The sequence below is a fragment of the Pseudomonas sp. FYR_5 genome (genome assembly GCF_043106315.1).
Lineage (GTDB): Bacteria > Pseudomonadota > Gammaproteobacteria > Pseudomonadales > Pseudomonadaceae > Aquipseudomonas > Aquipseudomonas putida_Y.
The window spans coordinates 51,297-74,034 of sequence record NZ_JBICMK010000081.1 but is presented as its reverse complement, the minus strand read 5'-3'; the positions used below and the strand labels follow the sequence as shown (position 1 = coordinate 74,034).

Genomic DNA, 22,738 nt, shown 5'->3' with positions numbered 1-22,738 from the left:
CCGCTCCCACAGGGACAGCACAGGTCTCGAACGCTGTGCCGTACCTGTGGGAGCGGGCGTGCCCGCGAATGGCCGCAACCCTTTTATCTGGTTGCCGCCAGCCCCGCCAACAACAAGCGCTGGTAAAGTTCTTCTTTAAGCCCCTGCGGCTGCCCCAACTGCATCCGCTCCAGGTGGCTTTCATACCCCTCCGGGCCCGGTGCATCCAACGCTGCCTTGCCCAGCTCCAGCACCTCGCTCAGCTTGAACTTGCTCTTCAACCAGTTCAGCGCCCGCAACAGATCCCGCTCCTCGGCCGTAAAGTCGGTGCCCATCGGATACTCCGGGAACAGCCGCGCATGCTGTGCCCTGATCGCCTCCAGGCGTTGCGGGGTATTGTCGGTAAAGCGCGCCTCCAGCTGAAAGTCGTCGGCAAGCTTGCCAGCTTCTTTGGCCTGCTTGATCAGGCCCGGCTGGAACCGCGAATCGCTCACCGCCAACAACCGCGCTATCACCTCGCTGTCAGTCTGCCCACGCAAGTCCGCAATGCCGTACTCGGTCACCACGATATCGCGCAGGTGCCGGGGGATGGTGCAGTGGCCATAGGTCCAGAACAGGTTTGAGGTCACCTCCCCGCCTGCCTCGCGCCAGCTGCGCAATAGCAGGATCGAACGCCCGCCCTCCAGCGCATGGCCCTGTGCAACGAAGTTGTACTGCCCGCCCACGCCACTGAGCACGCGGCCGTCTTCAAGCTGGTCGGCCACCCCGGCGCCGAGCAGGGTCATGCCGAACGCGGTGTTGATGAAGCGCGCATCACGACGTTGTCGGCGCTTGATTTCCTCCTGCCCATAGAGCTCGTTGATGAAGCTGATACGGGTCATGGCAAACTGCGCGCGCTGCTCCAGCGGCATCTCGCGCAAGCGCTGGTAGAACGCCTGCGGGCCGAGGAAAAAGCCGCCATGCAGTATTGTGCCCTGCTCGTCCGCCGGGCGTCGTAGCAGCCCTGCTTCAGCCAGCACCAGCAGGCCGTTGACGAACATCTCGCTGCAGCCGTACAAGCCGTGGGCAAAGGTGCCCAGACCCCCTTCTCGCTCGATCAATGCCTGCCACGGTCCGACATCCAGCGCCTTGAGCACCGCACGGTAACCGGCGTTGTCGCCCTGACGCGCCAGCAATGCCGCGGCAACCGCATCGCCCATGGCACCAATGCCGATCTGCAGCGTACCGCCATCGCGTACCAGGCTGCTGGCGTGCAGACCGATGCAGTGGTCCTGGATGCCGACCGGCATATTTGGCGTGGAAAACAACCGGCGTTGCTCGGCTTCGTCGAGCAGCAGGTCGAAGGAATCGATGGGCAGCTCGGCATCGCCTGGCATGTAGGGCAGCTCGGCATGCACCTGCCCCAGCATAAGGATGGTTTCGCCAGCCGCGCGGCGCTTGGCGATCATCGGCAGCAGGTCGAGGGTGATGTCTGGGTTGCAGGCCAGGCTCAAGTGCACGGGCTTTTCGGGGGTGGCGGCCACCAACTGGGCGATCAGGTTCAGGCCTTTGGCGTTGATATCCCGTGCGGCATGGCTGTAGTTGCTGCTGACGTAGTCCTGCTGGGCCGATTCGCTGTGCAGCAGGCTACCGGGCTGCATGAAGAACTGTTCGACCCGAATATTGGGTGGCAACGTGTCGTTGCGCAGGTCTGCGAGGTAACTGAGCTCTTCGTAGTCAGCGAACACTCGCTCGACGAAGGGTTCGAGAAAGCGCCGCTGCAGGCCATCGCCCAGTGGCGGGCGGCCGAGGGAAAGTGCGGTGTAGATGGTCAGGCGCCGTTCGGGCAGCTCGCGTACGCGGGCGTAAAGTGCGTTGACGAAGGCGTTGGGTTTCCCCAGGCCCAAAGGCAGGCCCATATGGATATGGGCTGGCAGCCGGGACAAGACCTGCTCGACAGCCTGGTCGATGGAGCAGAGGTGCATGGGGCCTCCTGAAACATCCGTGGGTTCAGGGGTTGGACATGAGCTCAAGCGGGTTGGTTGCCTAGGGCATACTCCGGTCAACCCCATCTTACTTTAAGCGTCTTACTAATTAAAAATGGAAATACCACTTCTTCGTTCACATGAACCTTGTGATACGCGCTCTTATCGATCGCTATCGCATTTTTATGAACATACCAATAGTCCTTACCGCGAACCCAGGACTCAGACTCATGCACGTAAAACCCTACTATAGATCCGTCCTGGCCTGTGTAGTTGCTGGCCGCATCAATATTCGTTGTGCCATAAACGTACGCGCCGTAGGATCCATTCTTTTTATAGCCAGGATCGAGCCCGCTCAACAATGATTGAACATGCTCTTCCTGAGTACCATGCACCATCCTCAATACATAGCCATTCGGCACACTTTTCGGCGATTTGACCACCTTGATCTTGGTATCGGAAGGTATATCACTGTAGGTCTTGGTAATTACTTCGGTTTCAACAACAATCGCCCGGTGCAACTTACCAGACGTCGTAGGCTTTTTCTTTGGAAAAAAATACCTGAACAATCGCGAGATAGGTTTGATTAAAGAGAAATAACCGCTCGGGTCTTCCCGGTTAACCGGGTCTCCTAGGCAGTAGACATAAGAGTTCAGACCACCCGCTGCGAACGGGCTCATGCTGTCCGGGCTAATAAAGCGCATCAATGATGGGTTAAATGCTCGACGACCGTTACCCAGTAGATAACAGCCGGTAACAGGGTCCTGTCGGCCACCATTAAAGCCGAGCACGGCCTGGAAAATCGAGAGATAGCCATAAGGCGAATAGGCCAGATGCCGAGGGGCGCTGCCGGGGATCAGCTTTTGCGGCTGTGTTCGACCGGCTGCATGTTGCTCGGGACAGTTATCGCCCAGATCCATTGTTAGCCACCACTGCAATCAGAAGCGTCAGTGTTCTTCAGAACCCTGAAAAATAGAACTGGTAAAAATGCTAGTTCTCATGGAATCAGGCTCAGCCCGATCGGGGCTTCTGGAGACATCCATGGACATGGCTCTAGCGGGTTGGTTGCCTGTACTGGACCTTTCGCGGGCACGCCCGCTCCCAAAGGTTAACCATAATCCTCAGGTTCTGAGGGGGGCTTGTGGGAGCGAGTGTGCCCGCGAAAGGGCCAGCACAGGCACCACAAAAACAAAGCCCGCCATCAACGGCGGGCCTCATGCAATTCAGCTGTAAATCACAGCCCGGACATTTTCTTGATCGCTTCTTTCAGGTCTTCATCCGAGCAGTCTGCACAGGTCCCCTTCGGCGGCATGGCGTTGATGCCGGTAATGGCCTTGGCCAGGATGCCGTCCAGGCCGCCCTGATGGTCGGCGCGTTCTTTCCACGCGGCGGTGTCACCAATTTTAGGCGCGCCGAGCAAGCCGCTGCCATGGCAGGCATTGCAGTGCTTGGCGATGATTTCATCCGGCGTCTTGGCTCCCCCGCCACCTGCTGCAGCGGCCACTTCCATGCCTTTGCATTCCTGACCCTGGACGCAGACCTGGCCAACCGGCTCCAGGCGTTTGGCGATGTCGTCATCGGTCGCAGCGGTTGCGCTCATTGCCCAGAGGGCGAATACGGCTGCTGGTACGGCCAGCATCTTCTTGATTTGATTCACGCGAACACCCTCATGGTGGCTAATCACGCTCGCGGCCACGGATCGGCGAGCGTTGAAAAGTATAGCGGGAACCCAGAAGCCGTGAAACGACCCCACACAGGAAAGGGGTATTGCCGAATCAATGCACTGCGCTGGATCAAAAGTTTGAAGGCGTCGCCGCACTGATCAACCGCGCCGGCTGGTCGAATGGGTTGCGAAAGCGGTGCGGGCGGGTGCTTTCGAAGTAGTAGCTGTCGCCCTCTTCGAGAACGAAAATCTCGTTGCCGACCACCAGTTCCAGGCGGCCTTCAAGCAGGATACCGGTCTCCTCGCCGTCGTGGGTCAGCATTTCGGCACCGGTGTCGGCGCCTGGCGGGTACACCTCGGTCAGAAAAGCGATGGCACGGTTGGGGTGCGACTTGCCAACCAGCTTCATGGTTACCGCACCGTCCGAGATATCAATCAGCTCGTGGGCCTTGTAGACGATCTGAGTGGGGCTTTCGGGCTCCAGCTCGACCGAAAAGAATTCGACCATGGACATGGGAATGCCGCTCAGCACTTTGCGCAGCGAGCTGATAGAGGGGCTTACGCTGTTCTTCTCGATCATCGAGATGGTGCTGTTGGTCACGCCTGCACGCTTGGCGAGTTCGCGCTGGGACAGGCCCTTGAGCTTGCGGATGGCTTGCAGTCGTTCGCCGACGTCCAAAGCTGGAGCCTCCTGAAACAGTGGGAAAGGGGTGGTTGTGAACGATATCATGGCAATGCCGTTCAGTATTTACAACACACCGCCCCCAACCTGTCCGCTTCAGCGTGTCATTCGCCGATGTAGTCCCGTGGTACTCGCTTCAGGTTGCAGAAGATCTGGTAGGGAATAGTGCCCGCATGCGCGGCCACCTCACTGGCCAGCACCTGTTTGCCCCATAGTTCTACCGGGCTGCCGACAGCGGCTTCTGGTACGTCGGTGAGGTCGATGCTGAGCATGTCCATCGACACCCGGCCGATCAGTTGGGTGCGCTTGCCGGCGACCAGCACCGGAGTGCCGTTGGGCGCCTGGCGCGGGTAGCCATCGGCATAGCCCATGGCAACCACACCCACGCGGGTCGGCCGAGGGCTGACGAACTTGGCACCATAGCCCACCGGCTCGCCGGCAGGCAGTTCGCGCACGCTGATCACCCGCGATTGCAGGGTCATCACCGGTTGCAGGCGTGCGGCCTCGGCCTGCGCCACTCCGAACGGCGTGGCACCGTACAGCATCAGGCCTGGGCGCACCCAGTCGCTGGGCGCTTGCGGCCAACCCAGCACGCCGGGCGAGTTACGCAGGCTGCATTCGGCGGCCAGGCCCTGTCGGGCAGCTTCGAACACGGCGATCTGCTGGGAGGTGGCGTCAGCGTCCAGTTCATCGGCGCGAGCGAAGTGGCTCATCAACACGATGCGCGAAACCTTGCCACTGGCCAGCAGTCGCTGGTAGGCGTCGTGGTAGTCCTTGGGGTGCAGGCCAACGCGGTGCATGCCACTGTCCAGCTTCAGCCAGGCGGTGAGCGGCTTGTGCAGCGGTGTTTTCTCGATGGCTTCCAGTTGCCACAGCGAGTGCACCACGCACCACAGGTCGTGCTCGGCGATCAGCACCAGTTCGCTGGCTTCGAAAAAACCTTCCAGCAGCAGCACCGGGGCTTTGATACCGGCAGCGCGCAGTTCCAGCGCCTCTTCGATGCAGGCCACGGCAAAGCCGTCGGCTTCGGCCTCCAGGGCCAGGGCGCAGCGCACGGCGCCGTGGCCATAGGCGTCGGCCTTGATCACGGCGAGGGCTTTGGCACCCGTCAGTTCACGGGCCAGACGGTAGTTGTGGCGCAGGGCCTGGAGGTCGATCAGGGCGCGGGCGGGACGCATGGCGGCTGCCTTATGGTGTTCGGGTTGAAATCGGTGGTGGATTCTTCGCGGGCCTGCCCCTCCCACAGATAGCGCACAGCGTTGAAAAGCTGTGGTGCTCCTGTGGGAGCGGGCAAGCCCGCGAATGGGCCGGCACAGGCTATTACTGCTGGTGAGCCGGCGCGCTTTGCCTGTGCTTGGCCACTTCCCCGCTATTGCCATAACGAGAGATATCCAGGCCTTCGGCACTGATCTGCGGCTTCTTGCGCGCAATCAGGTCGGCCAGCAAGCGACCGGAACCGCACGCCATGGTCCAGCCCAAGGTACCGTGACCGGTGTTCAGGAACAGGTTGCGGAACGCCGTGGCACCCACGATAGGCGTGCCGTCCGGGGTCGCCGGGCGCAAGCCGGTCCAGAAGCTGGCCTGGCTCAGGTCACCGCCGCGAGGATAAAGGTCGTTGACGATCATCTCCAGCGTTTCGCGCCGACGCGGGTTCAGCGACAGGTCAAAACCAGCGATCTCAGCCATGCCCCCAACGCGGATGCGGTTGTCGAAACGGGTGATGGCAACCTTGTAGGTCTCGTCGAGAATGGTCGAAGTCGGGGCCATGTCGCTGTTGGTGATCGGCACGGTCAGCGAATAACCTTTCAGCGGGTATACCGGGGCCTTGATGCCCAGCGGCTTGAGCATCTGTGGCGAGTAGCTGCCCAGTGCCAGCACGTAGCGGTCTGCCGTCTCCAGCTTGCCGTCGATCCACACGCCATTGATGCGGTCACCCGCAACGTCCAGGCGCTGGATGTCCTGGCCGAAGCGGAACTCCACGCCCAGCTTCAACGCCATGTCGGCAAGCTTGCTGGTGAACAGCTGGCAGTCGCCAGTCTGGTCGTTCGGCAGGCGCAGGGCGCCGGCCAGGATGTCTTTCACGCCAGCCAGGGCAGGTTCGACGCGGGCAATGCCGTCGCGGTCGAGCAGCTCGTAGGGCACGCCGGACTGTTCAAGCACGGCAATGTCCTTGGCCGCAGCATCGACCTGGGCCTGGGTGCGGAACAGCTGGGTGGTGCCCAGGCTGCGGTTTTCGTAGTTGATGCCGGTTTCAGCGCGCAGTTCGTCGAGGCAGTCACGGCTGTACTCGGACAGGCGCACCATGCGTTCCTTGTTCACCGCGTAACGGCTGGCGGTACAGTTGCGCAGCATCTGTGCCATCCACAGGTACTGGTCAACGTCGCCCGTGAGCTTGATGGCCAGGGGTGCGTGCCGCTCCAGCAGCCACTTGATGGCCTTCAGCGGCACACCTGGGGCAGCCCAGGGCGAGGCATAACCAGGCGAGATCTGGCCGGCGTTGGCAAAGCTGGTTTCCATGGCCACCGCCGGCTGGCGGTCGACCACCGTGACTTCGAAACCTTGCCGGGCCAGGTAGTAGGCACTGGCGGTTCCGATTACACCGCTACCAAGTACCAGAACTCGCATCGTTTTATCCCTCACACGCGGCGCGCCGCACACTTTTATTGAAATGGCATGAATGAGCGCAGTATAGGAATTTGAGACCAGTGCAATTCACTATATAAAAGCCTATTATTGGCGAGAATTCTCGGCAAAAACGCCTTTCACGGAGGGGCATCCCCTATGAGAACCCAGCACCAGACCAAGCGTGAACTGGACAAGATCGACCGCAACATCCTGCGTATCCTGCAGAATGACGGGCGTATTTCCTTCACCGAACTGGGCGAGAAAGTTGGGCTGTCCACCACCCCTTGCACCGAGCGGGTTCGCCGCCTGGAGCGCGAGGGCATCATCATGGGCTACAACGCACGCCTGAACCCGCAGCACCTCAAGGGCAGCCTGCTGGTGTTCGTGGAAATCAGCCTGGACTACAAGTCGGGCGACACCTTCGAGGAGTTCCGCCGAGCGGTCTTGAAGCTGCCCCACGTGCTGGAATGCCACCTGGTGTCGGGCGACTTCGACTACCTGGTGAAAGCGCGTATTTCGGAAATGGCCTCGTACCGCAAGCTGCTCGGGGACATCCTGCTGAAACTGCCGCACGTGCGCGAATCGAAGAGCTACATCGTGATGGAAGAGGTGAAGGAGAGCCTCTGCCTGCCGATCCCGGACTGAGGCTAGACCAGCACCTGGCGGGTGGTGGCAATGAACTGGTGGACCAACTGTTCAGCGGCGGGGTCGATCATCGGGTCAGGGCCACGACCACGCGGGCAGGCCATACGCGGGGTGGTACCGAACAGCCGGCAGATCATCGGCCGCTCTTCATACACCGTGCAGCCGTTGGGGCCCAGGTGCACGCAGTCCAGGCGCTCCAGAGCAGCGTCCTGCTCCGCCTGGGACTTGCGCGGCAGGCGGGCCATTTCCTCCGCTGAGGTGGTGACCGGGCCGCAGCAGTCATGGCAGCCGGGCTCGCACTCGAATGAAGGGATGAGTTCGCGCAGGAAGTGGATCTTGTGGCGGTTGCAGGACATGGCTGTAATATTTGCGTAACGCTTGTGCTGGATGGAAGCAGTGGACCTGATAATTTTGGCAGTTGTGGGAAAGCCTACTCATTCTACAAACTGACGAGACATCCCCCTTCAGCTAAGCGAGCCCCAGCTGATGAAGAACCACATTCTGTTCTTTTACAGCGGACTGAAGCTTATCGTGCTGAAAAGCACTCGGGAAACACAACGCATCTTCCGGGCATCAGATTTCTCCCTCGCCGAAATTAAGCCCACAGTCACCAATCTGCAAGCTATTGATCATCGGAAAACACCTTTGATGGGAAACTCGGATGGTGCGGGTCGACCATTAACCTTTACTCCTTTTGGCCATATTTTCGCTAACTGCTCAACAAACATTGGCTTCACCGGGGAACGTTTGGATCTTGCCAGTGGATGCTATCCGCTCGGCGCCGGTCGCCGCAGCTATAGCCCTGTGTTGATGCGCTTCCTTAGCGGTGACTCACAGAGCCCGTTCTTCAAAGGTGGGACCAATGCTTATGCCTATTGTTTGAACGACCCCATCAACTACACCGACCCGTCGGGGTGCGCTGGAGAGTTCGGGAACTGGATCAGTTCAAAAGTCCTGCGCCGCCATCACCGGGCCCCGGCTACTCCGCCTCCCTACTCACCAACCCCTCCCGGCGTGCCAGCTCAACCGCTTGGGGCCGCAAACAATGAACAAGCTCCTCCTTCCTACTTTGGCTGGGGGGAAGCTCCCCCCCTGTACGATCAAGATGCGCCGCCCATCAACAGCAGCAATCGATCACGGCCATACAGCAGTACACCGCAGCCAAGGGAGTCGGTTCTGGAACTGCGTGAAGGCAAACTGATAATGGTCAACTCACTCGCCGAGATTACTCAGGCGAAGTCGCAAGCCAATGACCCAGCGCTTTCAGCGACTATCCGCCTCAGTGCATCAAACACGCTGATACGCATGAGTCGCAACAATCTGCCCACACAAACCGACAGCGGAATACTTGCCGCAATCCGTACCGCTCATCAGCTATACGACATTCGTGGTGCCGGCACTATGGATGCGCCTGAGCCAACGCAGGCCTTTGCCTTGCCGGTTGAGAGAGCCAGACGCCCCTGAATGGGCCGTTTGGTTGCCCCCTTCTTGATCCCGAGCTTATCCTCCATTTTTGGCCGATAACAACTCAGGACCTACCCAATGATCCACAGCGCGCAGCACGCCGCCTCCTATTACGCCGCCAGCAGCGCGCCACACCCCGACCACGCCTTCCTGCAAGGCGAACACAACGCCGACGTGTGCATCATCGGCGGCGGCTACTCGGGCCTGAACACCGCCATCGAGCTGGCCGAGCGTGGTTTCTCGGTCATCCTGCTGGAAGCGCGCAAACTTGGCTGGGGTGCCAGTGGGCGCAATGGCGGTCAACTGATCCGTGGAGTCGGTCATGGTCTGGAGCAGTTCCTCCCGGTCATCGGCGAGGAAGGCGTGCGCACCCTGAAGCTGATGGGCCTGGAGGCCGTACAGATCGTGCGCGAGCGGGTAGAAAAGCATGCCATCGCCTGTGACCTGGCCTGGGGCTACTGCGACCTGGCCAACAAACCCGCCGAGCTGCTGGGCTTCGCCGAAGACGCCGAGGAGCTGCGCAGCCTGGGCTATGCACATGAGTTGCGGCTGGTCGGCAAGGACGATATCCACAGCGTGGTCGGTGCCGACTGCTATGTGGGGGGGCTGGTCGACATGGGCTCCGGGCATCTGCATCCGCTCAATCTGGCATTGGGTGAAGCCGCCGCAGCCGCCCGCCTGGGCGTGAAGTTGTTCGAGCAATCCGAAGTCACCCGCATCGACTACGGCACTGAAGTGCAGGTGCATACAGCCCAAGGCCTGGTACGCGCAAAGACCTTGGTACTGTGCTGCAACGCCTACCACAACGACCTCAACCGCGAACTGGGCGGCAAGGTGCTGCCGGCCGGCAGCTACATCATCGCCACCGAGCCGCTGGGCGAAGAACGCGCACGCGCCTTGCTGCCGCAGAATATGGCGGTGTGTGACCAGCGCGTGGCGCTGGACTACTACCGCCTGTCCGCCGACCACCGCCTGCTGTTTGGCGGTGCCTGCCACTATTCAGGCCGCGACCCGAAGGACATCGCCGCCTACATGCAGCCGAAGATGCTCAAGGTGTTCCCGCAGCTTGCCAACGTGCGCATCGACTACCAGTGGGGCGGCATGATCGGCATTGGTGCCAATCGCCTGCCGCAGGTTGGCCGCCTGGCCAGCCAGCCGAACGTGTATTACGCCCAGGCCTACTCGGGCCATGGGCTCAACGCCACCCACTTGGCCGCGCGCCTGCTGGGTGAAGCCATCAGTGGCCAGGAAAGCGGGCGCTTCGACCTTTTCAACAAGGTGCCGCACATCACCTTCCCTGGCGGCAAGCACCTGCGCTCGCCACTGCTGGCGCTGGGGATGCTGTGGCATCGCCTGAAAGAGCTGGCCTGAAAGTCCCCATCCTTGTGGCAGCAACTGTCTTGCTTAAAATCTAAAAGCTGACTAGCCCCCTGTGGGAGCGGGCGTGCCCGCGAACACGGGCGAAGCCCGTGCCATCCTCCGCGACGCCTGCTTCGCGGGCATGCCCGCTCCCACAGGGTCGGTGCAAGTTTCAAGTCTGGGGCACAACAGGCCCTCCAGCGACCACTGTGTCAGTCCTTCCAGAAGGCTTTCCGCCCTTCGATCCGGGCCTGCTCCCAGCTCAGCCCGACATCGCGCAACTCGTCATCGGTCAGCTGCAGCAACGCCCTGCGGGTATGCCAGCGATGCAACATCAGCCCCCAACGCCCCAAACCCTCTGGCGCGTTGAACACCTTGGCCTGCTGCCCGGCTTCCAGTTCCTTGGCCAACAGTTGCAAGCGCACATCGCTCATGCCACCCATCACCGCATCCTCCCGTTCAGTTGTTACCGTGGAGAAAGCATGCGCGTCGGCACCCTCGACAATACAGATCCAATACAGCCTTATTATTCCCATACAGAATTGGCCGTTGGCCGACTGAATGCTGTATTTTCAGCCCAACTGTACCGGTCGCTATGCCAATGCAGCGCAGGAGTATGCCGTGACCCTCTACCTGAATCTCGCCGAAATACTCGGCGCCCGCATCGAGCAGGGCCTCTATCGCCCCGGCCAGCGCCTGCCGTCTGTGCGCGCACTGAGTGAGGAGCACGGGGTCAGCCTGAGCACCGTGCAGCAGGCCTATCGCATGCTCGAAGACAGCGGCATGGTCTTGCCGCGGCCCAAGTCCGGCTACTTCGTCAGCGACCAACGGCAGTTGCCGGCACTACCCGCAATCAGCCGCCCGGCCCAGCGCCCGGTGGACATCTCCCAGTGGGAGCAGGTGCTGGAACTGGTACGAAGCAACCCGCGCCAGGACGTGGTGCAGCTCGGTCGCGGCATGCCCGACATCGACAGCCCTACCCTGAAGCCGCTGCTGCGCAGCCTCGCCCAGTTGAGCCGGCGCCAGGACATGCCTGGCCTGTACTACGACAACATCCACGGTAACCTGGCCCTGCGCGAACAGGTGGCCCGGCTGATGCTCGACTCCGGCTGCCGCCTGGGGCCCGCCGACCTGGTGATCACCACCGGCTGCCATGAGGCGCTGTCATGCAGCATCCGCGCGGTCTGCGAGCCAGGCGACATCGTCGCAGTCGACTCGCCCAGCTTCCACGGCGCCATGCAAACCCTCAAAGGCTTGGGCATGAAAGCGCTGGAAATCCCCACCGACCCGGTCACCGGCATCAGCCTGGAGGCGCTGGAGCTAGCCTTGGAGCAGTGGCCGATCAAGCTCATACAGATCACTCCCAGCTGCAACAACCCGCTGGGCTACATCATGCCCGAAGCACGCAAGAAGGCCCTGCTGAGCCTTGCCCAGCGCTATGACGTGGCGATTCTGGAAGACGATGTGTACGGCGACCTGGCCTATACCTACCCACGCCCACGCACCCTGAAGTCGTTCGACGACGATGGCCGCGTGCTGCTCTGCAGTTCGTTCTCCAAAACCCTCGCACCCGGCCTGCGGATCGGCTGGGTGGCACCCGGGCGCTACCTGGAGCGAGTGCTGCACATGAAGTACATCAGCACAGGCAGCACCGCCAGCCAGCCTCAGCTGGCCATTGCTGACTTCATCGCAGGCGGGCACTACCAGCCCCATGTGCGGCGCATGCGCAGCCAGTACCAACGTGGCCGCGACCTGATGAGCGACTGGGTGACCCGCTACTTCCCGGCGGGGACCCGGATCAGCCGGCCCCAGGGTGGCTTCATGCTCTGGGTGGAGCTACCCGAACATCTCGACACGCTTCGGCTGAACCGCGCTTTACTGGAGCAGGGCGTGCAGGTTGCCGTGGGCAGCATCTTTTCGGCCTCGGGCAAGTTCCGCCACTGCCTGCGCATGAACTTCGCCGCCAGGCCAACGCCACAAATCGAAGCCTCCGTGCGCAAGGTCGGTGAAACCGCCCTTCGTCTACTGGATGAAGAAAGCGTCGACGCGTAACTTTGCGCCGCCCGTCACGGTCAAATCCCTAAAGCCCTTGCTGTACAGGACGGTTCACCTTTGAGACTCCAGCGAGCGTTGCCTCTGCTGCTGGTGTTGTTGCTCGGCCTTGCCGGTTGCACAAGCATCAGCGTGCCCCGCGAAACCAGTCAGGCGTTGCCTGCCAACAACTCGGCCTTTGGCCGCTCGGTGCTGCGCCAGGCCGCGCCCTATGGCGGCCGCTCGGGCTTTCGCTTGCTGCCCAACAGCAACGAGGCCTTTCGCGCCCGTGCTGAACTGATCCGCAACGCCCAGGCGAGCATCGACCTGCAGTACTACATCGTCCACGACGGCCTCAGTACCCGCGCCCTTGTGCATGAACTGCTACGCGCTGCCGACCGTGGCGTGCGCGTACGCATCCTGCTCGACGACACCACCAGCGATGGCCTGGACACCGTCATGGGCACCCTCGATGCCCACCCGAACATCCATATCCGTGTGTTCAACCCACTGCACCTGGGGCGCAGTACCGGCGTCACGCGCGCCGTGGGCCGGCTGTTCAACTTGTCGCGCCAGCACCGGCGCATGCACAACAAGCTGTTCCTGGTGGACAACAGCATGGCCATCGTCGGCGGGCGCAACCTGGGCGACGAGTATTTCGATGCCGAGCCCAACCTCAACTTCACCGACATCGACCTGCTGGGCGTGGGCCCGGTGGCCGAGCAACTGGGGCACAGCTTCGACCAGTACTGGAACAGCGCCCTCAGCCGGCCGATCACCGACTTCCTCTGGCATGACCCGGATGCCAACGACCTGCGTGCCAGCCGCCATCGTCTGGAAGTGTCGCTGGCCGAAGCAAGGACCCAGCGCAAGGCCCTGTACGACCGGTTGATGGCCTATCAGTCGCAGCCGCACCTGGATGTGTGGCGCAACGAGCTGATCTGGGCTCACGCTCAGGCGCTATGGGATGCGCCCAGCAAGGTGTTGGCCGAAGACGAGCCGGACCCGCAATTACTGCTGAGCCAGCAACTGGCACCGGACTTGGCTAACGTGCACCGCGAACTGGTCCTGGCATCGGCCTACTTTGTACCGGGTGAGCCGGGGCTGCTGTACCTGACCGGCCGCGCCGATGCAGGGGTTTCGGTAAAGCTGCTGACCAACTCGCTGGAAGCCACCGACGTGCCGGCAGTGCATGGAGGCTACGCACCCTATCGTCGTGCCTTGCTTGAACACGGTGTGCAGCTTTACGAGCTTCGCCGCCAGCCAGGCGACCCCAGCGCGGGACGATTGAGTTTCCGTGGCAGCTCGGATTCAAGCCTGCACACCAAAGCGATCGTGTTCGACCGACGCAAGACCTTCATCGGCTCGTTCAACTTCGACCCGCGCTCCGTGTTGTGGAACACCGAGGTCGGGGTACTGGTGGACAGCCCGGAACTGGCCGAATACACCCGCGAGCTGGCCCAGCAGGGTATGGCGCCTGCGCTGAGCTATCAGGTGAAACTGATAGGTGACAAGCTAGTGTGGGCGACCGAGGACAATGGCCAACGGCACGTGCTGACGTCTGAGCCGGGTGGGGTCTGGCGGCGGCTCAATGCCTGGATCAGCAAGGCGGTTGGCTTGGAGAAGATGCTGTAACTGCGACTTCCGGGGGCCTTGCGCTCCAAAAACCATCAGGCAGAGACCGGCTCGAAGGCTCCGCGCCGCCGGGTCAATACCACCAGCCCTGCAGCCCCGGCCGCCATCAGGAACAGCAACGCATGCCCGCTGATCCACTGGCTCCCCGCACCCGCCAACAACGGCCCGAGCAAACAGCCGATACCCCACAGCTGTGCCACGTGGGCATTGGCACGCACCAACTCATCATCGCGGTAGCGCTCACCGATCAGCACCAGCGACAAGGTGAACAAGCCGCCGGCACTGGCGCCGAACAACACCCACAATGGCCAGATAACCGGCGTGTGCAACAGCAGCGGGATTGCCAGGCTGGACACCAGCAGGGTCACCGCACAGCCGGTGAACAGGGTACGTCGCGACATATGGTCGGCCAGCGCGCCGATGGGCAACTGCAGTACCGCATCACCCACCACCACGGTACTTACCATGAACAGGGCGATTTCGGTGCTGAAGCCCTGCTGCAGGCAATACACCGGCAGCAAAGTGAGGATCATCGCCTCGAACGAGGCGAACAAGGCAATGGCCCAGGCGATTACCGGCAAGCGTCGGCAGAAGCCGAAGAGGTCGCCAAAGGTGACACTGCAGGCTTCCGTGCTCGGTGCTCCACCACGCCCCAGCAGAACCAGCGGCGCGGCCAGCAGCAGGCCGGTCGCAGCCCAGAAGCCGAAGTCGTCATCAGAGCCGAGAAAGCCCAGCACCAACGGCCCTGCCAGCTGGCTCAGGGCGTAGCTGCTGCCATACAGCGCCACCAACCGGCCACGCCACTGTTCGACCACCAGTTGGTTGATCCAGCTTTCGCCGAGGATGAACACCACGGTCAGGGACATGCCGATCATCAGCCGCAGCAGCAGCCACAACGGGTAACTAGGCAGCAGCGCGAGCAGACCAATCGACAGCGCCCCGCCCCACAGGCACAGGCGCATCGCCGAAGGTACGCCAACCCAACCTGCCAGGCGGCTGGCCAGGCTGGCGCCGGCCAGTACGCCCAACGCCGGCATTGCCGCCATCACGCCGATGGCGAAGCTGCCGTAGCCCCAGGCCTCCAGGCGCAGGGACACCAGCGGCATGCTCACGCCGAGCGCCAGCCCGACACTGAGCACCGATGCCAGTACGGCGAAGTAGGTACCCCAACGCATTGCAGCCTCCCAGCCAATATTTCTAGAGGCCCATTCGCGGGCAAGCCCGCTCCTGCACGGTCGCGAAGACCTGCAGGAGCGGGCTTGCCCGCGAAAAGGACCTACTGGATTACAGCTTGATCCAGGTCGCCTTCAGCTCAGTGTATTTCTCCAGCGCGTGCAGCGACTTGTCACGGCCGTTGCCCGACTGTTTGAAACCACCGAACGGCGCGGTCATGTCGCCACCGTCGTACTGGTTGACCCAGACGCTGCCTGCACGCACGGCACGGGCGGTCTTGTGGGCCTTGGAGATGTCCGAAGTCCAGATGCCCGCCGCCAGGCCATACGGCGTGTCGTTGGCAATGGCCACAGCTTCTTCGGCAGTGTCGAAGGCAATCACCGACAGCACCGGGCCGAAGATTTCTTCCTGAGCAATGCGCATGGCGTTGGTCACGCCGTCGAAGATGGTCGGCTCGACGTAGGTGCCGCCGGTCTCTTCCAGGGTGCGCTTGCCGCCGGCCAACAGCTTGGCGCCGTCCTTGTGGCCAGCCTCGATGTACGACAGCACGGTGTTCATCTGCTGAGTATCGACCAGAGCACCGACAGTGGTCTGTGGGTCCAGCGGGTTACCTGGTTTCCAGCCTTTCAGGGCCTCTACAACCATCGGCAGGAACTTGTCCTTGATCGAACGCTCGACCAGCAGGCGGGAGCCTGCGGTGCACACTTCGCCCTGGTTGAAGGCGATGGCGCTGGCGGCGGCTTCGGCGGCAGCTTGCAGGTCCGGGGCGTCGGCAAAGACAATGTTCGGGCTCTTGCCGCCGGCTTCCAGCCAGATGCGTTTCATGTTCGACTCGCCCGCGTAAACCATCAGCTGCTTGGCGATCTTGGTCGAACCGGTGAACACCAGGGTGTCGACGTCCATGTGCAGGGCCAGCGCCTTGCCCACAGTGTGGCCGTAGCCTGGCAGCACGTTCAGCACGCCAGCCGGGATACCGGCTTCGATCGCCAGCTGGGCGATGCGGATGGCGGTCAGCGGCGATTTTTCGGACGGTTTGAGCACGACCGAGTTACCGGTGGCCAACGCTGGGCCAAGCTTCCAGCAGGCCATCAGCAGCGGGAAGTTCCACGGTACGATCGCACCGACCACACCCACTGCTTCGCGGGTAACCAGGCCAAGCTGGTCGTGCGGGGTCGGGGCGACTTCGTCGTAGACCTTGTCGATGGCTTCGGCAGTCCAGTGAATGGCATTGGCCGCGCCCGGGATATCGATACTGGAGGAGTCGCCGATCGGCTTGCCCATATCCAGCGTTTCCAGCAGTGCCAGCTCTTCGACGTTCTTGCGCAGCAGGTCGGCAAAGCGGATCAGCTTGGCCTTGCGCTTGGCGGGGGCCAGCTGCGACCACACGCCGGAGTTGAAGGTGGCGCGGGCGTTTTCCACAGCGCGGTTGGCATCGGCCAGGTCGCAGCTGGCAACCTTGGCCAGGAAGCGTCCGTCGACCGGGCTCAGGCACTCGAAGGTTTCACCGGATGCGGCATCGGTGTATTCGCCGTTGATGAAGGCACGGCCTTCGATCTTCAGTTGCTGGGCACGTTGTTCCCAGTCCGCACGGGTCAGGGTGGTCATACGAAACTCCTCCTCTTGTTTAGGTGCAACGCCGCACTGAGGACTCACAGGCGTTGTCAGAATTCTGGCCGGGCGCCGAGCGCACACTGGCAAGCGATACCCTAAACCAGCCGGTGTAAACTATCAATATATTTGACACGGAAGGCTCAAAAGCCTACTGATGTTCATTTTATTAAACAACAACAGGAGCCGAACCATGAGTATTGATAGCATCATCGACTTCGCGCAGGTCATCACCGAAGCTGAACGCTACCGCCCGGCAGCGGAGAAAATTCTCAAGGGCGAGCCGGACCAGGCTGTCTACAACCACTATTCCAGCCCGTGCGGGCAGTTTGCCGCTGGCGTATGGGAAGGTGAGGTGGGCCAGTGGACAGTGAACTACACCGAGCACGAATACTGCGAGATCGTCCAGGGCGTTTCGGTGCTGCGCGACGAGGATGGCGGGGCGAAAACCCTGCGTGCCGGCGATCGCTTTGTAATCCCCGCCGGCTTCAAAGGCACTTGGGAGGTGCTGGAGCCTTGCCGCAAGATCTATGTGATGTTCGAGCAGAAGTAACCACAGCAGTATCTATGTAGCGCAGGCAATTCGCAGGCATGCGTGAGGATGGCCCTGCCCATGTCGGGCCATCCAACTTCAACAGGAAGAACACCATGACCAACGAAGAAGTGCTGCGAACCCTCGCCCACCTGGTCGGCACCCCTTACGCGCCAGCGCTCAAAGACACCATCCGCACCCTTACCGGCCGCACCCGGGTGGTCGGCCCCAACGAAATGTGCACCCGCGAGTACGACGTCGAGCGCATCCAGATCAAGGCCGGTGCCGACCTGCTGATCCAGGGCTTCGACTTCAACTGACCCGGCAGCAGGCATAAAAAAACCCGCCTCCTTTCGGAAGCGGGTTTTTTCAGGTTGCCGATCAATTACTTGATCTTGGCTTCCTTGTACACCACGTGCTTGCGAACAACCGGATCATATTTCTTGATCTCGATTTTGTCCGGGGTGGTGCGCTTGTTCTTGTCGGTGGTGTAGAAGTGGCCGGTACCGGCACTCGAAACCAGACGGATCAATTCACGCATGATGCTCTCCCTTAAACCTTGGCGCCAGCTTTACGGATGTCAACCAGAACGGCGTCGATGCCGCGCTTGTCGATGATACGCATGCCTTTGGCGGAAACGCGCAGACGCACGAAACGCTTCTCGGATTCAACCCAGAAACGGTGGTGCTGCAGGTTCGGCAGGAAACGACGACGGGTTTTGTTGTTTGCGTGGGAAATGTTGTTCCCGGTTACTGGACCCTTACCAGTAACTTGACAGACTCTCGACATGACTCAGCCCTCTAAAACCACATGCCCAACCCGGCATGGGTTGGCCGCTTAATCTCTCAGTCTTTGGCGCCTGGGCGCCGTGATTCTGGAGGCCTTATCGACCGGATCCGCTTATGCGACAGGCCGAGCCCCTAGAAAAGAGCGCTGCTTTATACCAGAAAGACTTGGCTGCAACAACAGTAGATGCACATTGCCGCAAGCCAGAACGCGCCGGGCCAGCATAGCGGCAGGCCCCGCCAGTCGTCGACCGCTCGTCGCAACATTTGCAAAAAAGGGTGTGGTCATTTACCGGCGGGCGCACTAGGGTAGGCCTTTTCCAGACTGCACTGGCAGATGGGCCACTGACAGCCAAGGAGCCACCATGCGTGCCGCCGCACTTTCCTTATTGTTCACTTCCCTGTTCGCCGCCGGCGTTGCCCAGGCCGCTCCGCTGAGCGTTTGCAGCGAGGCCAGCCCCGAAGGCTTCGACGTGGTGCAGTACAATTCGCTCACCACCACCAACGCCACCGCCGACGTACTGATGAACCGCCTGGTAGAGTTCGACGCGGCGCAAGGCAAGGTGGTGCCGAGCCTGGCGACCAGCTGGACGGTATCGGCCGACGGCCTGGTGTATGACTTCACCCTGCGCGATGACGTGAAGTTTCACAGCACCGCCTATTTCAAGCCAAGCCGCAAGCTGAATGCCGACGATGTGCTGTTCAGCTTCCAGCGTATGCTCTACCCGGCCCATGCCTGGCACAAGACTGCGCCGGGCGGCTACCCGCATGCCCAATCGCTGCAGTTGGGCAGCCTGATCAAAGCGATCGATGCACCCGCGCCGAACACCGTGCGCTTCACCCTCAGCCACCCGGACGCCACCTTCCTGGCCACCCTGAGCATGGGCTTCGCCTCGATCTACTCCGCCGAATATGCCGACAAGCTGCTGAAGGCCGGCACGCCGGAGAAGCTGAACAGCCGACCGATCGGCACCGGGCCGTTCGTGTTCCAGCGTTTCCAGAAAGACGCCGTGGTGCGCTACCGCGCCAACCCGGACTACTTCGCCGGCAAGCCGGCGGTCGACCCGCTGATCTTCGCCATCACAACCGATGCCAACGTTCGCCTGCAGAAGCTCAAGCGTGGCGAGTGCCAGGTTGCCCTGTCGCCCAAGCCGTTGGACATTGCCGAAGCGGGCAAGGACGGCAACCTCAAGGTGGCCGCTACACCGGCATTCATGACGGCCTTCGTCGCCATCAACAGCCAGCACCCACCCCTGAACAAGCCGGAAGTGCGCCAGGCCATCAACCTGGCCTTCGACAAGCAGGCCTACCTCAAGGCCGTGTTCGAAGACTCTGCAGTGGCAGCCAACGGCCCCTATCCGCCCAACACCTGGAGCTACGCCAAGGACCTGCCCGGCTACCCGCTGGATGTGAAGAAAGCCAAGGCCCTACTGGCCAAGGCCGGCCTGGCAGAAGGCTTCAGCACCACCATCTGGACCCGGCCCTCGGGTAGCCTGCTCAACCCCAACCCCAGCCTTGGCGCGCAGATGCTGCAAGCCGACCTGGCCAAGATTGGTATCAAGGCGGAAATCCGCGTGATCGAATGGGGCGAGCTTATCCGCCGCGCCAAGGCTGGCGAGCATGACTTGCTGTTCATGGGCTGGGCAGGCGACAACGGCGATCCGGACAACTTCCTCAGCCCGCAGTTTTCCTGTGCGGCGGTCGAGTCAGGGACCAACTTCGCACGCTTCTGCGACAGCCGCCTCGACCAGTTGATCAGCGCCGGGCGTACCACCAACGACCAGAGCGTGCGCAGCCGGCTGTACCAGCAGGCGCAGACGCTGATCCAGCAGCAGGCGCTGTGGGTGCCACTGGCGCACCCGACGGCGGCGACCTTGCTGCGCCAAGGCGTCGAGGGGTACCAGGTGAGCCCGTTCGGGCGGCTGGATTTCAGCAAGGTGTCGGTCACCAGGTAAGCCTGTACCGGCCTCTTCGCGGGTAAACCCGCTCCTACAGGACAGCGCCAGCCTGGCAGTTGACGCTACCCCTGTAGGAGCGGGTTCACCCGCGAAAGGGCCCGTACTGACCCTACAAGGCGCTCAGTACTCCCTCAGGCCACAATCCACCCATGCTCGACCATCGACAACGGCTCCCCGTCACCAATGATGATGTGATCCAGCACCCGCACGTCGATCAACGCCAACCCCCGCTTCAACGACAGGGTCAAATGCACATCGTCCTGACTCGGTTCACTGATCCCTGAAGGATGGTTGTGGCACAGGATCAATGCCGCAGCGTTGTGCACCAACGCCCGCCGCACCACCTCTCGCGGATAGACACTCGCCCGATCTATCGTGCCCCTGAACAGGATCTCAAATGCCAGTGGCCGGTGCTTGGTATCGAGAAACAGACACCCGAACACCTCGCTGGCCTCATGCCTGAGCATGGCTTTCAAGTAGCGTCGCACCGCTGCCGGGTTGTCCATGGCAGACTCCCGCTCAATCGACGTTGCAAGGTGCCTGCGGCCGATCTCAAGCAGTGCCTGCAGCTGGCTGTACCTCACCGGGCCCAACCCAAGCTCGCCGACGAAGGCCTCGCGGTCAGCCTCCAGCAACCGGCGCAAGCTGCCGAACTTCACCAACAAGCCTCGCGAAAGCTCCACGACATTACGCCCACGTACGCCTGAGCCGAGAAAAACGGCCAGCAGCTCCGTATCTGTCAGGCTCCCTGCCCCTCGCTGCAACAGCTTCTCCCTAGGCCGTTCTTCCGCCGGCCACTCCCTGATGTTCATTCCACCCCTGCCTTTGCTGCGGCCCATTTCGGCCCTGTGTTAATCTATTTCGCCTCGTACATGCGACGTTCCGCCGCAGGCATTTCAAACGTCGTCGCCCGCTCTCACTGGAAAAAGGCAAGCCTATGCAGCGGCTGTATCGCAAGCGCATCGTTCTCGGCGTGGGTGGCGGCATTGCCGCCTACAAAAGCGCCGAGCTGATTCGCCGTCTCCTGGAGCACGGCGCGCAGGTGCGCGTCGTCATGACCCGGGGTGGTGCAGAATTCATCACCCCGCTGACCCTGCAGGCACTGTCGGGCCACCCGGTACACATGGACCTGCTCGACCCGGCCGCCGAAGCTGCCATGGGCCATATCGAACTGGCCAAGTGGGCAGACCTGGTGCTGATCGCCCCAGCCACCGCCGACCTCATGGCACGCATGGCCCAGGGCATGGCAGACGACCTGCTGACCACGCTGGTGCTGGCCACTGACGCCACCGTCGCCGTGGCGCCGGCGATGAACCAGGCCATGTGGCGTGACCCGGCCACCCAGGCCAACCTCGAGCAGCTCAAGAGCCGTGGCATTCAGGTGTTCGGCCCGGCATCCGGCAGCCAGGCCTGTGGTGACGTCGGCCTGGGGCGCATGCTCGAAGCCACCGACCTGGCCTGGTGCGCCGCAGAAAGCTTCAAACGCCAGGCTCTGACCGGCAAGCACGTGCTGATCACCGCCGGGCCGACCCAGGAAAACATCGACCCGGTGCGCTACATCACCAATCATAGCTCCGGCAAGATGGGCTTCGCCTTGGCCGAAGCGGCCGCCGAAGCAGGAGCTCGGGTTACCCTCGTCACGGGCCCTGTGCACTTGCCAACCCCTGACCGGGTCAGCCGTATCGACGTCGTCAGCGCGCGAGACATGCTCGCGGCCTGTGAAGCGGCCATGCCGTGCGACCTGTTCATCGCCTCGGCAGCGGTTGCGGACTACCGCCCCGAAGTGGTTGCCACACAAAAACTGAAGAAAGATCCTACGACCGGCGACGGCATGCTGCTGCAGATGGTGCGTAATCCCGATATCCTTGCCACCATTGCTGGCCGCGCCGACCGCCCGTTCAGCGTCGGCTTTGCCGCCGAAACCGAACACTTGCTCGATTACGCCACGCGCAAGCTCAAGGACAAGAACCTCGACTTGATCGTCGCCAATGATGTGGCCAACCCCAGCATCGGCTTCAACAGCGAAGAAAACGCCTTGACCGTGATCGACCGCCAGCAGCACCAGACCCTCTTCGCGCAGACCAGCAAGGGCAAGATCGCCCGGCAACTGGTCGCCTTCATCGCCGAACGGCTCAACCAGGTTCAATAAGTTACATGCACGCTCTTCAAGCCAAGATCCTCGACCCACGCCTGGGTAGCGAATTCCCGCTACCCGCGTACGCCACCCCCGGCTCCGCCGGCCTCGACCTGCGCGCCCTGCTCAAGGAAGACACCGTCCTCGAGCCAGGCCAGACCATTCTGATTCCTACCGGCCTGTCGATCTACATCGGCGACCCAGGCCTGGCGGCAGTCATCCTGCCACGCTCGGGCTTGGGCCATAAGCACGGCATCGTGCTGGGCAACCTGGTCGGCCTGATCGACTCGGACTACCAGGGCGAGCTGATGGTGTCGTGCTGGAACCGCGGAAACACGCCGTTCACCATCGCGGTTGGCGAGCGCATCGCCCAGCTGGTGCTGGTACCGGTGGTGCAGGCTCACTTCGACATCGTCGAAGCGTTCGACGAAAGCCAGCGTGGCGCTGGCGGCTTCGGTCACTCCGGCAGCCACTGAGCCGGCAGATGACCGTTCAGGCCAA

Annotated in this window: 23 protein-coding genes; 10 read left to right on the top strand and 13 right to left on the bottom strand. The window is 61.9% G+C overall.

What is annotated here, in order from left to right:
• Positions 1 to 83 precede the first annotated feature (83 nt).
• The 6 genes from ACF8RA_RS13850 to dadA all read right to left on the bottom strand — a co-directional run bounded on the left by ACF8RA_RS13850 (position 84) and on the right by dadA (position 6,913).
• Positions 84 to 1,943 (bottom strand): acetyl-CoA hydrolase/transferase C-terminal domain-containing protein, encoded by a 1,860-nt coding sequence (locus tag ACF8RA_RS13850; RefSeq protein ID WP_392487784.1) that lies wholly within the window; start codon positions 1,941 to 1,943, stop codon positions 84 to 86.
• Positions 1,944 to 2,020: 77 nt separating this feature from the next.
• Entirely contained in the window at positions 2,021 to 2,863 is an 843-nt protein-coding gene (locus ACF8RA_RS13845) for an RHS repeat-associated core domain-containing protein (protein ID WP_392461500.1), read from the bottom strand.
• Between the two features lie 314 nt (positions 2,864 to 3,177).
• Positions 3,178 to 3,582 carry a cytochrome c5 family protein gene (locus tag ACF8RA_RS13840; RefSeq protein WP_176683050.1) on the bottom strand — a complete coding sequence of 135 codons (405 nt, stop codon included), beginning with the start codon at positions 3,580 to 3,582 and terminating at the stop codon, positions 3,178 to 3,180.
• A 154-nt stretch (positions 3,583 to 3,736) separates the two neighbouring features.
• Positions 3,737 to 4,285, bottom strand: a complete 549-nt coding sequence (locus tag ACF8RA_RS13835) for a cupin domain-containing protein (protein WP_021785230.1) — start codon at positions 4,283 to 4,285, stop codon at positions 3,737 to 3,739.
• A gap of 107 nt (positions 4,286 to 4,392) precedes the next feature.
• Positions 4,393 to 5,466 (bottom strand): alanine racemase, encoded by a 1,074-nt coding sequence (alr, locus tag ACF8RA_RS13830; RefSeq protein ID WP_392487785.1) that lies wholly within the window; start codon positions 5,464 to 5,466, stop codon positions 4,393 to 4,395.
• Positions 5,467 to 5,608: 142 nt separating this feature from the next.
• The gene (gene dadA / locus ACF8RA_RS13825) at positions 5,609 to 6,913 is read right to left on the bottom strand and encodes a D-amino acid dehydrogenase (protein ID WP_392461498.1); all 1,305 of its coding nucleotides are present in this window, start codon (positions 6,911 to 6,913) and stop codon (positions 5,609 to 5,611) included.
• Between the two features lie 156 nt (positions 6,914 to 7,069).
• On the opposite strand from dadA, the gene ACF8RA_RS13820 reads away from it, so the two are divergent.
• The gene (locus ACF8RA_RS13820; RefSeq protein ID WP_003253520.1) at positions 7,070 to 7,558 is read left to right on the top strand and encodes an Lrp/AsnC ligand binding domain-containing protein; all 489 of its coding nucleotides are present in this window, start codon (positions 7,070 to 7,072) and stop codon (positions 7,556 to 7,558) included.
• A 2-nt stretch (positions 7,559 to 7,560) separates the two neighbouring features.
• Here ACF8RA_RS13820 and ACF8RA_RS13815 read toward each other — a convergent pair whose 3' ends face one another.
• A complete protein-coding gene (locus tag ACF8RA_RS13815; protein ID WP_176682868.1) occupies positions 7,561 to 7,914 on the bottom strand; it encodes a YkgJ family cysteine cluster protein in 354 nt (117 codons plus the stop codon).
• 130 nt (positions 7,915 to 8,044) lie between these two features.
• On the opposite strand from ACF8RA_RS13815, the gene ACF8RA_RS13810 reads away from it, so the two are divergent.
• Both ACF8RA_RS13810 and ACF8RA_RS13805 read left to right on the top strand, forming a co-directional pair.
• Positions 8,045 to 9,022 carry an RHS repeat-associated core domain-containing protein gene (locus tag ACF8RA_RS13810; RefSeq protein WP_392461496.1) on the top strand — a complete coding sequence of 326 codons (978 nt, stop codon included), beginning with the start codon at positions 8,045 to 8,047 and terminating at the stop codon, positions 9,020 to 9,022.
• Between the two features lie 78 nt (positions 9,023 to 9,100).
• Positions 9,101 to 10,393 (top strand): NAD(P)/FAD-dependent oxidoreductase, encoded by a 1,293-nt coding sequence (locus ACF8RA_RS13805; protein WP_392487787.1) that lies wholly within the window; start codon positions 9,101 to 9,103, stop codon positions 10,391 to 10,393.
• Between the two features lie 200 nt (positions 10,394 to 10,593).
• Here ACF8RA_RS13805 and ACF8RA_RS13800 read toward each other — a convergent pair whose 3' ends face one another.
• Positions 10,594 to 10,824, bottom strand: coding sequence for a DUF1127 domain-containing protein (locus ACF8RA_RS13800; protein WP_176682871.1), 231 nt, complete (start codon positions 10,822 to 10,824; stop codon positions 10,594 to 10,596).
• Between the two features lie 178 nt (positions 10,825 to 11,002).
• On the opposite strand from ACF8RA_RS13800, the gene ACF8RA_RS13795 reads away from it, so the two are divergent.
• Positions 11,003 to 12,433, top strand: a complete 1,431-nt coding sequence (locus ACF8RA_RS13795) for a PLP-dependent aminotransferase family protein (RefSeq protein ID WP_176682872.1) — start codon at positions 11,003 to 11,005, stop codon at positions 12,431 to 12,433.
• A 60-nt stretch (positions 12,434 to 12,493) separates the two neighbouring features.
• Positions 12,494 to 14,047, top strand: coding sequence for a phospholipase D family protein (locus ACF8RA_RS13790; RefSeq protein WP_392519251.1), 1,554 nt, complete (start codon positions 12,494 to 12,496; stop codon positions 14,045 to 14,047).
• 35 nt (positions 14,048 to 14,082) lie between these two features.
• Here ACF8RA_RS13790 and ACF8RA_RS13785 read toward each other — a convergent pair whose 3' ends face one another.
• Both ACF8RA_RS13785 and ACF8RA_RS13780 read right to left on the bottom strand, forming a co-directional pair.
• Complete coding sequence (locus tag ACF8RA_RS13785; RefSeq protein WP_064493078.1) at positions 14,083 to 15,222, bottom strand: MFS transporter; 1,140 nt, start codon at positions 15,220 to 15,222, stop codon at positions 14,083 to 14,085.
• A gap of 109 nt (positions 15,223 to 15,331) precedes the next feature.
• Positions 15,332 to 16,825: an aldehyde dehydrogenase gene (locus ACF8RA_RS13780; protein WP_021785237.1), complete on the bottom strand. Its 1,494-nt coding sequence runs from the start codon at positions 16,823 to 16,825 to the stop codon at positions 15,332 to 15,334.
• Between the two features lie 196 nt (positions 16,826 to 17,021).
• Between ACF8RA_RS13780 and ACF8RA_RS13775 the strand changes: the two genes are divergently transcribed.
• Both ACF8RA_RS13775 and ACF8RA_RS13770 read left to right on the top strand, forming a co-directional pair.
• On the top strand, positions 17,022 to 17,381 hold the full coding sequence (locus ACF8RA_RS13775; RefSeq protein ID WP_010955786.1) for a cupin domain-containing protein: 360 nt from the start codon (positions 17,022 to 17,024) through the stop codon (positions 17,379 to 17,381).
• A gap of 95 nt (positions 17,382 to 17,476) precedes the next feature.
• The gene (locus ACF8RA_RS13770) at positions 17,477 to 17,680 is read left to right on the top strand and encodes a hypothetical protein (protein WP_020190325.1); all 204 of its coding nucleotides are present in this window, start codon (positions 17,477 to 17,479) and stop codon (positions 17,678 to 17,680) included.
• A gap of 65 nt (positions 17,681 to 17,745) precedes the next feature.
• On the opposite strand, the gene rpmG is transcribed toward ACF8RA_RS13770, so the two are convergent.
• Together rpmG and rpmB are read right to left on the bottom strand one after the other, a co-directional pair.
• Positions 17,746 to 17,901 carry a 50S ribosomal protein L33 gene (rpmG, locus tag ACF8RA_RS13765; protein ID WP_003253507.1) on the bottom strand — a complete coding sequence of 52 codons (156 nt, stop codon included), beginning with the start codon at positions 17,899 to 17,901 and terminating at the stop codon, positions 17,746 to 17,748.
• A gap of 11 nt (positions 17,902 to 17,912) precedes the next feature.
• Positions 17,913 to 18,149, bottom strand: a complete 237-nt coding sequence (gene rpmB / locus ACF8RA_RS13760; RefSeq protein WP_003253504.1) for a 50S ribosomal protein L28 — start codon at positions 18,147 to 18,149, stop codon at positions 17,913 to 17,915.
• 361 nt (positions 18,150 to 18,510) lie between these two features.
• Here rpmB and ACF8RA_RS13755 point away from each other — a divergent pair, with 361 nt between their 5' ends.
• Positions 18,511 to 20,100 carry an ABC transporter substrate-binding protein gene (locus ACF8RA_RS13755; protein ID WP_176682876.1) on the top strand — a complete coding sequence of 530 codons (1,590 nt, stop codon included), beginning with the start codon at positions 18,511 to 18,513 and terminating at the stop codon, positions 20,098 to 20,100.
• 134 nt (positions 20,101 to 20,234) lie between these two features.
• Here ACF8RA_RS13755 and radC read toward each other — a convergent pair whose 3' ends face one another.
• Positions 20,235 to 20,915, bottom strand: coding sequence for a DNA repair protein RadC (gene radC, locus ACF8RA_RS13750; protein ID WP_176682877.1), 681 nt, complete (start codon positions 20,913 to 20,915; stop codon positions 20,235 to 20,237).
• A gap of 125 nt (positions 20,916 to 21,040) precedes the next feature.
• Here radC and coaBC point away from each other — a divergent pair, with 125 nt between their 5' ends.
• Both coaBC and dut read left to right on the top strand, forming a co-directional pair.
• Entirely contained in the window at positions 21,041 to 22,252 is a 1,212-nt protein-coding gene (gene coaBC / locus ACF8RA_RS13745) for a bifunctional phosphopantothenoylcysteine decarboxylase/phosphopantothenate--cysteine ligase CoaBC (protein ID WP_176682878.1), read from the top strand.
• A gap of 5 nt (positions 22,253 to 22,257) precedes the next feature.
• The gene (gene dut / locus ACF8RA_RS13740; RefSeq protein ID WP_176682879.1) at positions 22,258 to 22,713 is read left to right on the top strand and encodes a dUTP diphosphatase; all 456 of its coding nucleotides are present in this window, start codon (positions 22,258 to 22,260) and stop codon (positions 22,711 to 22,713) included.
• Positions 22,714 to 22,738: the final 25 nt, after the last annotated feature.

What these genes read in the sequence shown, in the direction of transcription:
- ACF8RA_RS13850 (WP_392487784.1), bottom strand. Translation starts at nt 1,943, where the DNA reads ATGCACCTCTGCTCCATCGACCAGGCTGTCGAGCAGGTCTTGTCCCGG.
- ACF8RA_RS13805 (WP_392487787.1), top strand. Translation starts at nt 9,101, where the DNA reads ATGATCCACAGCGCGCAGCACGCCGCCTCCTATTACGCCGCCAGCAGC.
- rpmB (WP_003253504.1), bottom strand. Translation starts at nt 18,149, where the DNA reads ATGTCGAGAGTCTGTCAAGTTACTGGTAAGGGTCCAGTAACCGGGAAC.
- ACF8RA_RS13775 (WP_010955786.1), top strand. Translation starts at nt 17,022, where the DNA reads ATGAGTATTGATAGCATCATCGACTTCGCGCAGGTCATCACCGAAGCT.
- ACF8RA_RS13785 (WP_064493078.1), bottom strand. Translation starts at nt 15,222, where the DNA reads ATGCGTTGGGGTACCTACTTCGCCGTACTGGCATCGGTGCTCAGTGTC.
- radC (WP_176682877.1), bottom strand. Translation starts at nt 20,915, where the DNA reads ATGAACATCAGGGAGTGGCCGGCGGAAGAACGGCCTAGGGAGAAGCTG.
- ACF8RA_RS13810 (WP_392461496.1), top strand. Translation starts at nt 8,045, where the DNA reads ATGAAGAACCACATTCTGTTCTTTTACAGCGGACTGAAGCTTATCGTG.
- rpmG (WP_003253507.1), bottom strand. Translation starts at nt 17,901, where the DNA reads ATGCGTGAATTGATCCGTCTGGTTTCGAGTGCCGGTACCGGCCACTTC.
- ACF8RA_RS13800 (WP_176682871.1), bottom strand. Translation starts at nt 10,824, where the DNA reads ATGGGTGGCATGAGCGATGTGCGCTTGCAACTGTTGGCCAAGGAACTG.
- ACF8RA_RS13820 (WP_003253520.1), top strand. Translation starts at nt 7,070, where the DNA reads ATGAGAACCCAGCACCAGACCAAGCGTGAACTGGACAAGATCGACCGC.
- ACF8RA_RS13770 (WP_020190325.1), top strand. Translation starts at nt 17,477, where the DNA reads ATGACCAACGAAGAAGTGCTGCGAACCCTCGCCCACCTGGTCGGCACC.
- coaBC (WP_176682878.1), top strand. Translation starts at nt 21,041, where the DNA reads ATGCAGCGGCTGTATCGCAAGCGCATCGTTCTCGGCGTGGGTGGCGGC.
- alr (WP_392487785.1), bottom strand. Translation starts at nt 5,466, where the DNA reads ATGCGTCCCGCCCGCGCCCTGATCGACCTCCAGGCCCTGCGCCACAAC.
- dut (WP_176682879.1), top strand. Translation starts at nt 22,258, where the DNA reads ATGCACGCTCTTCAAGCCAAGATCCTCGACCCACGCCTGGGTAGCGAA.
- ACF8RA_RS13780 (WP_021785237.1), bottom strand. Translation starts at nt 16,825, where the DNA reads ATGACCACCCTGACCCGTGCGGACTGGGAACAACGTGCCCAGCAACTG.
- ACF8RA_RS13840 (WP_176683050.1), bottom strand. Translation starts at nt 3,582, where the DNA reads ATGCTGGCCGTACCAGCAGCCGTATTCGCCCTCTGGGCAATGAGCGCA.
- ACF8RA_RS13815 (WP_176682868.1), bottom strand. Translation starts at nt 7,914, where the DNA reads ATGTCCTGCAACCGCCACAAGATCCACTTCCTGCGCGAACTCATCCCT.
- ACF8RA_RS13845 (WP_392461500.1), bottom strand. Translation starts at nt 2,863, where the DNA reads ATGGATCTGGGCGATAACTGTCCCGAGCAACATGCAGCCGGTCGAACA.
- ACF8RA_RS13755 (WP_176682876.1), top strand. Translation starts at nt 18,511, where the DNA reads ATGCGTGCCGCCGCACTTTCCTTATTGTTCACTTCCCTGTTCGCCGCC.
- dadA (WP_392461498.1), bottom strand. Translation starts at nt 6,913, where the DNA reads ATGCGAGTTCTGGTACTTGGTAGCGGTGTAATCGGAACCGCCAGTGCC.